At 44.0% G+C, this 13,574-nt stretch carries 8 protein-coding genes; 3 read left to right on the top strand and 5 right to left on the bottom strand.

The window, feature by feature from the left end:
- Positions 1-198 precede the first annotated feature (198 nt).
- Positions 199-2,688 carry a TonB-dependent receptor gene (locus tag ABDW16_RS02910; protein WP_343667615.1) on the top strand — a complete coding sequence of 830 codons (2,490 nt, stop codon included), beginning with the start codon at positions 199-201 and terminating at the stop codon, positions 2,686-2,688.
- On the opposite strand, the gene ABDW16_RS02905 is transcribed toward ABDW16_RS02910, so the two are convergent.
- The 3 genes from ABDW16_RS02905 to ABDW16_RS02895 all read right to left on the bottom strand — a co-directional run bounded on the left by ABDW16_RS02905 (position 2,685) and on the right by ABDW16_RS02895 (position 9,018).
- Entirely contained in the window at positions 2,685-3,383 is a 699-nt protein-coding gene (locus ABDW16_RS02905) for a PDDEXK nuclease domain-containing protein (protein ID WP_343667614.1), read from the bottom strand. The genes ABDW16_RS02910 and ABDW16_RS02905 overlap by 4 nt on opposite strands.
- Positions 3,384-3,669: 286 nt before the next feature.
- Positions 3,670-5,805, bottom strand: coding sequence for a S9 family peptidase (locus tag ABDW16_RS02900; protein ID WP_343667613.1), 2,136 nt, complete (start codon positions 5,803-5,805; stop codon positions 3,670-3,672).
- A gap of 114 nt (positions 5,806-5,919) precedes the next feature.
- Positions 5,920-9,018 carry a glycoside hydrolase family 2 TIM barrel-domain containing protein gene (locus ABDW16_RS02895; RefSeq protein WP_343667612.1) on the bottom strand — a complete coding sequence of 1,033 codons (3,099 nt, stop codon included), beginning with the start codon at positions 9,016-9,018 and terminating at the stop codon, positions 5,920-5,922.
- Positions 9,019-9,112: 94 nt separating this feature from the next.
- Between ABDW16_RS02895 and ABDW16_RS02890 the strand changes: the two genes are divergently transcribed.
- The gene (locus tag ABDW16_RS02890; protein ID WP_343667611.1) at positions 9,113-9,445 is read left to right on the top strand and encodes a HopJ type III effector protein; all 333 of its coding nucleotides are present in this window, start codon (positions 9,113-9,115) and stop codon (positions 9,443-9,445) included.
- A 128-nt stretch (positions 9,446-9,573) separates the two neighbouring features.
- Here the strand turns inward: ABDW16_RS02890 and ABDW16_RS02885 are convergent, their stop codons facing one another.
- Positions 9,574-12,129 (bottom strand): TIM-barrel domain-containing protein, encoded by a 2,556-nt coding sequence (locus tag ABDW16_RS02885; RefSeq protein WP_343667610.1) that lies wholly within the window; start codon positions 12,127-12,129, stop codon positions 9,574-9,576.
- 135 nt (positions 12,130-12,264) lie between these two features.
- On the opposite strand from ABDW16_RS02885, the gene ABDW16_RS02880 reads away from it, so the two are divergent.
- Complete coding sequence (locus tag ABDW16_RS02880) at positions 12,265-12,753, top strand: hypothetical protein (RefSeq protein ID WP_343667609.1); 489 nt, start codon at positions 12,265-12,267, stop codon at positions 12,751-12,753.
- A 403-nt stretch (positions 12,754-13,156) separates the two neighbouring features.
- Here ABDW16_RS02880 and ABDW16_RS02875 read toward each other — a convergent pair whose 3' ends face one another.
- Complete coding sequence (locus ABDW16_RS02875; RefSeq protein ID WP_343667608.1) at positions 13,157-13,573, bottom strand: SH3 domain-containing protein; 417 nt, start codon at positions 13,571-13,573, stop codon at positions 13,157-13,159.
- Position 13,574 lies beyond the last annotated feature (1 nt).

The following is a 13,574-nucleotide window of genomic DNA, read 5'->3' as shown; positions in this document are numbered from 1 at the left end:
CAAAAATAAATAAGTTATATAATACATGCAAAGCGGGCTGGGATGAGCGGTAAGGGGGAAATGGGCGATTTAGATGGGGAATGCAATACCGTAGGTGGTTATACGGGGATTATTAAAAAGTCCTTAAAAGATTTTATGGGGCTTATTCTGGATAAGTTGAAGGGCATTTTTTCCGGATCCCGTAAACATAATTCCCGAATGTTAAAACTGCCAGACTGGTTAAGTTTCACCTTTGCGGCGCAAACCTATAAAGCGATGAGATCTATTCTATTACTTATTTCGGCGTTCTTTTTGTTAGTTTCCCCTGCTTTGTCTGCCAATGACTTAGATGGAAACGGTACTATTAAAGGAAAAGTGACTACAACTGACGGTAAACCAGCGGGTCAGGTAACTGTGGTGTTAAAAGGCTCCAAAAAATCTACGCTCACTGAAGATGATGGTACCTTTGTACTGGAACATGTAAAACCGGGTACGTACACCCTGCAGGTGAGGCTGGTAGGTTACAGCACAAAGGAAGAAACAGTGACCGTGTCTGCAGATGCTACCGCCCAGGTAATTATGACCCTGGAAGTTTCTGATACCCAGCTGCAGGAGGTAGAGATTGCAACCGGCCGTGCGAAGTTTGGTAAAAAGGAGTCTGACCAGGTAGCACGGCTGCCGATCAGGAACCTGGAAAACCCACAGGTATATAGTTCTATTTCCAAAGAATTGCTGAAAGAGCAGGTGGTGACCAACTTTGACGATGCGTTGAAAAACACGCCGGGGCTGACAAAATTATGGTCATCTACTGGTCGTCCAAGTGACGGTGCGGGTTATTTCTCTATCAGGGGTTTTTCCGTACAGCCTACAATGATTAATGGTGTACCGGGTTTGACTAATGGTGGTATTGATCCGGCAAATGTGGAAAGGATTGAGGTGATCAAAGGCCCAAGCAGTACTTTGTTTGGTAGCAGCTATATTTCATTTGGCGGTTTGTTAAATATTGTGACAAAGCGTCCTTATGATCATTTTGGTGGTGAGGTGGGTTATACCATTGGGGGTTACGGTCTGAGCCGTTTTACGGTCGATGTAAATACGCCGCTGAATAATGACAAGTCTGCGATTCTGCGTGTGAATGCAGCATATCATAACGAAGGTTCTTTCCAGGATGCGGGTTTTAAGAAGTCTTTTTTTATTGCGCCAAGCCTGGCATTTAAGGCCAATGACCGATTGTCATTCCTGATCAATGCGGAAATTTACAATAGTGAAGCGACCAATACCATGATGTTGTTCCTGAACCGTAGCCGTACGCTGATTGCAAAGACGCCGGAGGAACTGCATATGGATTTCAATAAATCTTATACCTCTAATGACCTGACTTATAAGAACCCTACTGTAAATTTTTATGGTCAGGCGAACTATAAGCTCTCTGACAGCTGGACTTCACAAACGAACCTGTCAAGAAGTTCCCGTAAGAGCGACGGTTATTATTCTTACGTGATGTTCCTGGACCAGGGTGCGGTAGCACCAAGCGATTCGCTGGCTAGTCGTTTTGCTTATTACCAGAATTCTACTACTACCACTACTGATATACAGCAGAACTTTATTGGCGATTTCAGGATTGGTGGTCTGCGTAATCGTGTAGTATTGGGTCTGGACTTTAACGATCAGAGTACTACTAATAATAACAGTGCATCTCCGAGATTCGATATTGTAGATGTGACCAACCCTAAAGATGCCAGTTATGGTACGCTGAACAGGGCTGCTGTCGATGCGAAGATTGCAGGTGCTACAGGTTCTAAGAATGGTAATAGTGCGCAGGTATATAGTGCATATGTATCTGATGTGTTCAACATTACAGATGCGTTGCTGATAATGGCGAGTGTGCGTGTGGATCGTTTTGAAAGCAAGGGAAGCACTAACTTTTTAACCGGTACAACTACTGGTAAATATGGGCAGACAGCTGTATCGCCTAAATTTGGTATCGTGTACCAGGTAGTGAAAGACCAGGTGAGTGTATTTGGTAACTATATGAATGGTTTCAAAAATGTGGCGGCTGTTAATAACTATGGAATTCCGGGTTATCCTGATGTGCTGAAACCGCAGCAGGCTAATCAGTGGGAAGGTGGTGTGAAGCTGGATGTGCTGGATCATAAACTGGGTTTCACGGCGAGCTACTATGATATTAAGGTAAGCAATATGAGCATTTTGCAGACAGTGAGCTACCAGGATTCTACCTATAATGTGACTGTACAAAGTGGTACGCAGGCGAGTAAGGGTGTAGAGCTGGAAGTGGCGGCGAATCCTGTACCAGGGTTGAACATTATAGCAGGTTATAGCTATAATGATAGCAAGATGACGAAAGGGTATTACTACCAGGAAGGGAGAAGGCCGGTATCAGCGGGTCCGAATACATTGGTAAATCTGTGGGCGAGCTATACGTTTGTGAAAGGTGATCTGAAGGGATTGGGTGTTGGTTTTGGTGGTAACTATGCGGGGGATAATGTGATTACGAATGATAGCAGAACGGGTAGGTTTACGTTGCCTTCTTATGTGATCATGAATGCTACTGTGTTCTATAATGCGGCAAAGTATCGTCTGGCATTGAAGCTGGATAATGTAGCGAATAAAGAGTACTTCTCAGGATGGACGACTATTGAGAAGCAGATGCCGAGAAGGCTGGCGGCGAGTTTTGCGTATAAGTTTTAAGTGTTTAGATAATTTTGATAGGAAAGGGTCGCCGGTTGTTTTTGTCTTGCTACGAAGGAGAAGCCATTGCCTAATTCCAGCATGAAGTCCTGGAGGTGGGTGATAAGGGAGGATTCAAGATCTTTTTCGTAGTAGATGGCTTCGCGTTTCATACCGAGGAATTCGAGGACGATTGGGTCTTTGATGATTTCAGAGGGGTTCATGGGGATTCGTTCTTTTCGGGTGATGGCGAGGAGGCTTTCTTTGTCATTGCTGAGGAGTAAGCGTTCGTAGAGTTGGGAGTTGATCTGACGTTCGAGTTGGCGGGCGGTCCAGTTGTTATTGGCGGCTTCGTGAATGTAGTATTCTCTTTTGGATTGGTTATCAATTCGTATCAGGAATCTATAATGAGTCCAGCTCAATTGCGAACGCAGTGCGGACGTAATTGGGAAGACCTTATAAAATTGTCTCATTAGTTCTAACTGCCGTACCGAAAAGCTGCTGCCAAATTCAGGTTCGAGTGCCTTTGATAACTCTTTTAACAAGTAAACTCCATAGTCAGCCCTATCTTTCCCTTTCTGTTCTTCTTCCAGAATGCGTTTACCAATATTCCAGTACATGATCGTACGTGCCTGGTCTACGGCACGAATGGCCTGTTCTCTGCTTTCGAGAATGAGGTTCTTAATTTCACTTATTAATGTGAGTTGTTGTGTCATAAATTGTCATTTTGATTTGATATGGTGTATAAATAGGAAAAGAGCTACCTATTCTCAATTAGGCAGCTCTTTTAATAATTTTAGGTTGTCTTCTTATGGTATGATATAAAGTTAGATTATTCTTTCTGGCGAAAAATCAACTTGCGCAAAATAGGTATAACTTCCAATTTCGATTTGATACAATAACTATTAACAATGACATAGTAAATCATATAAAAATCACTTACAAATATCATAATTATAAATATGAATTACGAACGCAGTGCGTTCGTAATTCATACCAGGACTATAAAAATCTACTAAAGAACTCATAAGTCCTCAACATCTGATCTATCCTCTGCCTGTTATCCCCACTCCTTACCAACTCATGACTCGCCCCCGGATGACGTACATACTCCACCTGCTTACCTAATGTACTCAGGCTCTTAAACAACATCTCACTCTGCGATACCCCTGTTCTCAAATCACTCTCTCCATGAAAGATGAGCAAAGGTGTAGTAATATTCTTTACGTAGTTAATAGGTGATTGCTCTTCAAGAACAGCTTTTACACTATCCACATATGGAAACCCTCCAAAGTAATTCTCCAACATTTTCCCTGCATTCCCCTCACCAAAGAATGTCTTAAAATCATACACCCCACGTTGACAACTCGCCGCTCTGAACCGATGATCATGCCCTACTATCCAGGCAGTAAGATAACCTGCATAAGACCCACCAGTGAGGAAACGTTTTGTGGTATCAATCCACCCCTGTGCCTCTGCTTTTGTAAGCGCCGTCAGCACATCGCTGGATGGCCCTACCCCCCAGTCACGATAATTGGCCCTGATGAATTTATTGCCATACCCACCAGAACCTCTCGGATTACAGTATACAACTCCAAAGCCTTTTCCACAAAAGAATTGGAACTCATGCCACATACTCGCTTCTCCCGGTCCCCACATAGCAGAAGGTCCACCATGCATATCTAATAGTACAGGGTATTTCTTTTGCGGATCAAAATTCACAGGTTTCATCACCCAATATTCTACTGTCAAACCAAGATTGTTCGTAAAAGTGAATTTTTGAGGAATAGACAATTCCCGCTCACTCAGCCAACCTGTATTGAGCTGGGTAATTGCTTTCTGAGACCTGCCATTCAGATCGGAGATGAAAACTTCCGAAGGGTTCATGATCCATGTCTTTGAATAAATCAGCTGATTACCTTTGATATCAAAGTCCATGATTCCTTCATCTTCAGATGTCAATTTTTCAAGCTTCCCTGTTTTTACATCTGCCTTGTACAAACTCGTCCCCCCATTATTGAGAGATGTGAAATAGATCGTCTTTTCATCAGCAGAGAATTTGGTTTTACCCTTTAAGCGATCTAATGGTATCAGCACAGGCGAAGCCATCGTGGCAAGCGGACAAATCCACATCTCCCCTATATCCACCTGCTTTTCACTGGCGCGCTGGAACACCAGCCATTTTCCTGAAGGAGATACTGCTTCTAAAAAATAAGAAGAATCCTGTGCATGTAATAACTGGGTCAAATTGTTGCCATCAGTACCTACTGAATAAATCTCCACTTCCCTTGTATCATCCGGATGTTTATGGGCATGCATATAGGCAGACACGATGATCTTGTCATTCCCCGCAAAAGCAGGATTTTCATAAGAAAAGAATCCATGCGTCAGTTCCTTCGGCTTGGCACCGGCAGTGGTATCTATGATGAAGATATGCGACAAATGCACCTCCGGATCCACAGCCGTCTCACCCTGGAATTTGGAATGGGTGATGACTTTTGCCTTTTTGTCTTTGGCATTGTCATACAAATAAGCCCTTACAGCCCGAAGGTCGCCATCCGGGTTAGGGTTCGTGGTATCTGTGAGCAGATCTTCATTGTGCGCAAAACCAGGTGCCCCATCATTCCAGGAAGGGACCATTCTTCCCGGGTTCAGTTCCTTATCATTCACCAGCTCCTGCAGGGTAATCTCCGTGGTGAAGATCAGCTGTTTCCCATCCGGACTCCAAACCGGTTCACCGGCACCATAAGAATAGTCCGTCAATTGCCGCACCTTGCCATTAGCGGTGGTGTAAAGAAAGACCTGGGGTTTACCTTTTACAGCTCTTACAAAGGCAATCTCATTGCCTGAAGGGCTATAAGCCGGTGAGGAAGTAGCTCCTGTATCCAGCAACTGTGCATTGCCGGCAAGGTCGGAAATGTACACCTGCTTCAGGTAGGTGTAATCCTTTTTCTTCGCTGTATCAGGAATAATGCTGGTCACAGTGTAGACTGCATGCTTACCATCGGGACTTAACTTCACTTCCGATGCTCTTTTTATTTTGAGCATGTCTGTGACAGCGATGGGTTTCTTTTGGGCAAAGCCTGCATGGATGGCAGTCAAACAAAGGAGCGTTTGAAGGGCCGTTTTAATGTTCATAAGCGATTTAGGTTGTGTATTGTGCTTATGAAAAATAGGGAAATAAATTCACTTTAGCAATGCATCAATACCTAACTAAAAAGGTGGAGCTACATAAGCCCCACCTTTCTATTTTTAAAAGCCATTCTTAATTGGCGTTATCATAAACGTAAAGTGATAATCCTGGTAATGCAACCTGTATTTTTCAAGCGGCAACTGTCCCCAGCTATCAATACCACCCAATCCCATCTGCGCCTTATCTATACATACGTTTGTGAGTGGTTCCGGCTGTAATAACTCACTGTGACGCTGATCCTTTTTACTACCATCATCCAGTGTTTCAATGGAGTAATGCAGCGCTGAAATAGAAAAGGCCGTATCACTGGTAAAACGTAATCCGTTCCCTCCTACCGTCATCTGGTTCCACCAGCGTACATCTGTCTTTGTACCTGTCTCCTGCGGACGAATATAAGGATAGAACTGCTGATCTACCGTCTGACTGTATACTCCCAACTGTGCTGCATTGTTTCTGTCAATATAATTTTCGCCGGGACCGCGTCCATAATATTTAATCCGGTCCACTTCTTTCGGCATTTGCAGCTGCATACCGAAACGGAACATATCAGATACTTTTGCACTCTTATCGGCAGTCAGGTCCTGCGTTACTTTGATGGCTCCTTCATTGGAGATCTCATAAGTCAGGGACAATTTAGCCGATACAGCAGGAATGTCATAACCTGCCTGAACTTTAATAATACCATTTTGAGCCTGACTATTAAACGATGTCAGTTTCAATTCCGGGTTTTTCCACACGCGGTACCTGTGTTGCAGTCCGGCACCAAAGTCATTGTCTGTAGGTGCACGCCAGAAATTAGGTGTAAGATAAGTACCTTCTTTCAGCATGGACTGACCTGCGACCACATATTGATGCAGGAAACCATTGTGTTTATCAAATTCAATGTCAATCCTGTTATTTTTTACAATCAGGTAATTTTCATCATTATTCTGTACATGCAGGGAATCTGCACGATCATTTACAGCAAGTGTGTGCGTGAAATTATATCCTGATACGCTCAACTGGTTTTTGGCCACTGTAAAACCTGCAGGTAAAAGGGTTTCAGCCTTTTTCAATTTAAAGCTGATATTGAGTAATACTTCTTTTCCTGAAGGAATATCATAATCAAGGTTGAATACTTTTTTCCCGTGAGGTGGTACATCAAGATTCAACAAAATACCTGATTGTATTTTTTCACCTTCCGCCAGCAACTCCCACTCTGCATAGTAATTATCCAGGTTGCGGAAGAAATTCTCGTTATAAATTGTCACCTGTCCTTTTGAAAGGTCGGCAGGAGTAGCCCATATATTCTGATAAAAATAACCTACTTCATATGCATGCGGATTGGGTCTTCTGTCTGGAGAGATAAGACCATTATCCAGGAAGTTATTATCAGAAGGATCATAGTTATTGTAAGACCCACCATATGCATAATGAATACGTCCCTGTGCATCTTTCTTATGCAGGGACTGATCTACCCAATCCCATATAAAGCCACCCTGGTATTTAGGATATTTACGTACCAGGTCCCAATACTCTTTAAAATTTCCATCTGAATTACCCATTGCGTGGGCATATTCACATTGGATGAGCGGTTTGTTGATATTCCCCTGGCTGTACTTCTCTGCAGCAGCAGGTGATAAATACATAGGGCAATAGATATCTGTAAAGTCGTTGGTACCTGCCTGTTCAAACTGCACCGGACGGGTTTTGTCTTCTTCTTTAATCCATTTGTAGCAGGCTTCAAAGTTTGGTCCGAATCCCGCTTCATTGCCCAATGACCAGATGATCACCGCAGGATGGTTATAGTTCCGCTGCACATTGCGCTCGTTACGCTCCAGGTGAGCTTTGGCATAAGAAGGATTTTTAGCCAGCGTTTTTTCACCATAGCCCATACCATGAGATTCGATATTGGCTTCTGCCACCAGGTAAATTCCGTACTGATCGCAGAGTTCATACCACAGGTTATCGTCAGGATAGTGACAGGTGCGGACTGCATTCACATTCAGTTCTTTCATTAACCGGATATCTTCCAGCATGCGTTGCGGAGAAACCACATAGCCAAAGTCAGGATCCATTTCATGCCGGTTCACACCTTTTATCAACACAGGCTGCCCATTCACCAGCAACTGTGCATTTTTTATTTCTACTTTGCGGAAGCCAACCTGCTGGCGGATTACTTCTGCTATTTTATCTTTATTCTTAACTGTTACCAACAACTGGTACAGGTACGGGTTTTCTGCTGACCATTTCTCAGGAGCATTTATTTTCAGCGATAATTTTTGTAGTCCGCTGCCTTTGCCCTGTGTACTGGTTACCAGGTTACCTTTCTGATCCAGCAGCTGTACATCAATTGCCGCATCGCCCCTGAGTTGCAGGTTCACAAGCAGGCTTGCATCTTTGTACTGATCATCCAATTCAGGGGTTACCCGCAGGTCCTCCACATGCACAGCATTTCTTGCATAGAGGTAGCAATCACGCCCTACACCTGAGAGTCGCCAGAAGTCCTGGTCTTCCAGGTAACTACCATCACACCAGCGGAATGACTGGAAAGCAATCAAATTGGGTTGACCCGGTTTGAGATATTTAGTCAGGTCAAATTCGGCTTCCAGCTTACTGTCTTCGCTATAGCCTACATACTGACCATTTACCCACAGGTATATATTCGAAGTTACAGAACCAAAGTGTGCAATGATTTGCTTGCCGGACCAGGATGCAGGCACTACGATTTCCTTGCGATAAGAGCCTACGTGGTTCTTTTCTGCTGGTACAACAGGCGGATTTATCGCAGCCTGAAAATGCCATGGATACTCGATATTCGTGTACATTGGATCTCCATAGCCATTCAATTCCCATATACCAGGTACGGGTATTTCCTTCCATCCCCTGTCATTAAAGCCCGGCCTGAAAAAGTCAGTAGGACGGGCATCCGCATCGGGTACCCAGTTGAATTTCCAATAACCATTCAGGGTGAGGAAGTTCGCCGAGTGCTCTTTTACACCTTGCCTGGCGAGGCTTTCATTTTCATAAGCAAAAAAGTTCGTATGCATTGGCAAGCGGTTTACCGCATTGACATTTGGGTCCAGCCATTCATTGGATTGGGCATACAGGTTGTGTGGTTGGAGAGCGCAGCAAAGCATGGTTGCAATGAGTGCCACTCCGTTGAGACCGTTTTTCATAATTAATAATATTATATTGGCATGGCGATAAATATAATAAAAGTATTGGAGGCGCCATAGACGAAAGCGATAAGAAATTTATATTTTTGGAAGTATGAAAGCACAATTATTAGAGAAACTAAAGGCAAAATCAATTTCATTTAAAGAGGTAATTGAATTGATAGAAGCAGGTTATACACATCAGCCTACGGCTTTTAAGAATGGGGATGCGTATAATGAGGCGACACAGAACCAGGGAAGTGCAAAGGTGTTTGCATTTGCACAATTGAATGGATGGAGTAAGGAGGATACGTTGTTATTGTTTGCAGAGCATTACCAGGCAGTGTTGGGGCATCCGGATGCGACGGATCATCAGAATATCAGGCAGTTTATGCAGCATGGTTGGGATGGAATTGCGTTTGAGGGGACGGCGCTGATAGCGAAATAAATAAAAAAGGGTGTCTGGTAGACACCCTTTTTTTAGCTTTCTACAGTGATATGAATGAGATTTGAGACATTTGACGATCCTCTCCAAAAATAAAAGGGTTCATGAGGTCATTCATGAACCCTTTTATTTTACTTACCTGCTTCTAACGGCTCTGTTATCTTTCTGAGCGTATTTGCATTAACACCAGGATAATTTTTCATGGTTTGTATGCAGGGCAGAATTTCTTTATTCAATTGCTCCACCAATACTATTGTCTGATCAGGATGATAATTAATCATACCAGGTATAGCAGACAGCGCCAGTATGCAATCTGAAGTATTCGCTACCCAATCTATTCTGGCTGTTTCATACTTCATATCTTCTGTTGATTGTGATAAGCGGGATAATATAAGGGCTGCTTTGTAGAGCAGGTCTTCCTTACCTTTTCCGGCTGCATCTGGTATTACTTTTACTTCAACCTGTTCTGCACAGGAAGTAGCAGGAATCATCACGGTGGCCATCAGCCTGTCAGCCGAATAAGTATAGCTGGCAGGCTTGCCATTTATAGATACGCTGGAAGGTGGATAGACGGAGGGATACCTGATTTCGTAACTTCTATTTGCAGACATGCCTTTGTAAGCGCCTTCACGTGGAGCAATCGTTAAGACCATCGCACCATCAGCAGCCACTACATTCGTTACAGCTGTAATGCTGTAGCCTTTGGTTTTGTATTCTTCAGAGATACCATCATCTTCATACACCTTTGTAGCCCCGCTACCGCCGGGAATTACAGTCAGCACCAGTGTATCGGATTGCCTTTGCAGGTTTTTGATATTTCCATACATCGGGATAATGCTGCCTCCTTTGATAAATACAGGCACCTGGTCCAGGGTGTATTTATTTTCTACATACCTGTTTCCTGTAGTCAGGGAACCGGAGAAATAATCGAACCATTGCCCGGCAGGTAACCATACCTTTTTGGCGGCAAGGTGCGTAATACTATCTGCTTTTGCAGTAACCGGTGCCACGATCATATCATCGCCAAACATGTACTGTTCTTTTGCTATATAAGCTTCTGCTGATTCAGGATAATCGTAGTACATAGGACGGCAGATGGATATGCCGGAGTCAAAGGCTTCGTGAGAAGCAGTGTAGATGTATGGATTCAATGCATACCTGAGCTCATAAGCTTTCAGCATCATCTTATAGTGTTCCGGAAATTTCCAGATTCTGCGCTCATTGAAAGCACTCTTTGAACAGTGTGTTCTGAAAATCGGGCTGAAGGTGCCAAACTGTATCCAGCGAAGGTACAACTCAGGATCAGGATTGTCTGCCACGTGACCACCTATATCATGGCTCCAGTAGCCATAGCCCACATTGCTTGCAGTGGCTGTGAAGTATGGTTGGTAAGCTAATGAAGCCCAGGTGCTGCGGCTATCGCCAGAGAAACCGATCTGATAACGATGGTTACCTAAACCACCCCAGCGGTGAAACAAAAGCGGCCGGCCACCTTCTCTTTGCTTGTCGGTAAAGAAGGCGTAGTTTAACCACCAGGTATTGCTCAGACCTTTCAGGTTACGGTTTTCCAACCATTGCTGCCAGTCGAGCCACCAGAAATCAATCCCTTGTTTTTCGATAGGATGCAGAACGCTGTCGAAGTAAACCTGCGTCCATTTTTTATCTTCTATTTTGAAAGGGATATTCTTCTTACCTGTGGTATCGAAATTATAGGCTTTTGCGAAGGAATTATACTGTGCTTCCATAGGAGCGATACCGGAGGCCGGGTGCAGGTTCAGGGCGGTTTTTACACCACGCTTATGTGCCCAGTCCAGGAATGCTGACGGCTCAGGGAAGAGGTTTTTATTCCAGGTATAGCCGGTCCATCCTGTAGGTTCGCCTATCATATCTCTTTTCCACTCTTTGTCAAGCCCCCAGGTATAGTGCCAGTCCATGTCGATGATCAGTACATCGATGGGGATATTGTAAGTAGTGAAGTCGTTGAGAAGGTTTCTGAGTTCTGTGTCAGAATATGTCCAGTACCGTGACCACCAGTAGCCGAATGCGTATTTGGGCGGCATGGGAATTTTCCCTGCTACGCGGGTGTAATCGTATAAAGCCTTTTTATACTCATGGCCATAACCGAAGAAGTACCAGTCTTGTTTATCGCCTTCATTTCTTGTGGTGACCCAATTCCAGTCTTTGTCTCCGTCGAAGAGGAGTTGATTGGAATCGTCAATCAGGGTCCAGCCACTGCGGGAGAGGATACCATCTTCCAGTTTTGCATCGCCATCGGTTTGATCGAGGGTGCGGGTGGTACCTTTCAGGTTCAGGGAATCTTTGAGACCGGGTACCCAATCTACTTTGCGACCATTGAGGGAGAAAGTGATCTTCAGGTTGTCTTTAGAAAATTTGCCTGCGTCTGTTTTGTAGCGCAGGGTGAGGTGGGTGGTTTTTATTTCGAGAAATGCACCTGACTCTTTTTTTTGGAAAGGAGTAACAGGGAGGTTTCTGTTGATAAAAACGAGAGAGGCTTTGTCCTCGAAGGCGGCTTTTTCATTCCATTCCATGCGGATGAGGCTGGGGGTGAGAATGGTAAAGCGGGCATTTCCGACGGTCACTTGTGAGGCCGGGTTGGCGACAGGATTTTGAGACCGGGCGGAGAGGGAGAGGATAAGCAGGAAAGTTGAGATGAGTCTGTAATTCATGGTTTGACGCGGAAATTTCAGTAAGGGGGAAAGGTAGGGAAATATGGGAAGGTAGGGAATGATGGTAGTCAGCGGGTTGGGAGATAGTTGTTTCTTTTCTGCTAATTATTATATATTCACGGATATAATAGTTTTATGAAAACAGCCCTTTATCTTTTATTCATTCTTCTTTGTTCGTTAAATGGTTTTGCACAGAAAAAATGGAATACTGAAGTACCCAAGCAGATCATTATTATCAGTAGTACCCCAAAGTATGAGGAAGCACTAAAAACTGCGAAAGTAGCGGCGGAAAAGCTGGGAAAGAAATTGGATTTGCGGGGACTAAGCCCGAATGCTAAAACAGGATTGACGCTGAGTGAGGCAGATTGTAAGACCGGTGAAAGTGATGAAAAAGACTTTCCTTATTATCCGGCACGGGGAGATGGGAATGCGGAGAATGATGATTATATCTCGGTAGAGTATTCAAGTGCATATAAAAATCTTTCAGGCGGATATTATATTGTAGTAGCTGGAATACAGGATGTGAGCGGGCCGGAGGCAACGAAGTTGCTGGCGGAGGTGAAACAGGTGTTCAGGGATGCATATGGAAAGCGGACGATGGTGTGGTATGGGTCGATGGATTAAAAGTTTTAAAATAAAAATATGCTGCGCAAAAAGACTGCGCAGGTGTACTGATATCTTTGTATTGTCAAATTGAACTGGTGTCGTAGAAAAGGAGTTCTTCGTTCCAAGGTGGAAATGCAGGTAACCAGTCCTGCCCTAAAAGAGGTGTTGATAAAACGCCACCGTAAGTGCCTTTTCGATTTTTTACCCGGTTTAGTTGTAAGTGTCGTAGAGTAGAGTTACTTCGATTGCGGTTCGGGAGGTTACAGGTTCGAGTCCTGTTTTCGCGGTAAAATGCGGAATGGCGTAATTGGTAGCGCGCCTTGTACTTTGCTTGCCTGTTACCTTACAATGTTTTTAAACAAAAAAGATCGTCTTTCTCAAGACGATCTTTTTTTATATAAAGTTTGTTTGGACGACTATTTTACGCCTGTTCCAGGTATTGTGAATAGGCATATCCTTCCACTCCCTTATCTGTTCTTACAAGGCTCCATTGGTCATTCGCTTTGCTGATTACATTTATCACTTCGCCATGAGCGGCTTTGCCAACGATTGCCTGATCTGTACCCGGACCTTTGCGGATATTCAGGTTAGATGATTCTGTGATCACCTTTGCTTTAGTACCTGCAGCGGCAGAAGCGTCAATGTTGAGAACCAGATCGCCGGCACGGAAGTCGGGATCTATTTTGTTGTAGATCGCCCAGAGGTTGTCTTTTACTTCGCCGCTTGATGCAGTACCGTCAATATAAAGCACATTGTCCTGTTCTCTTACCTGTAAGTTATTCACACCAGCGGATTTAGCTCCATCTATGAGCTCTTTGTATTTTTCCTGTAAAGCCATG

Source organism: Chitinophaga sp., from assembly GCF_039596135.1.
GTDB lineage: Bacteria > Bacteroidota > Bacteroidia > Chitinophagales > Chitinophagaceae > Chitinophaga.
The sequence above is the reverse complement of the archived record's forward strand: the minus strand, read 5'-3'. Positions and strand labels throughout refer to the sequence as shown.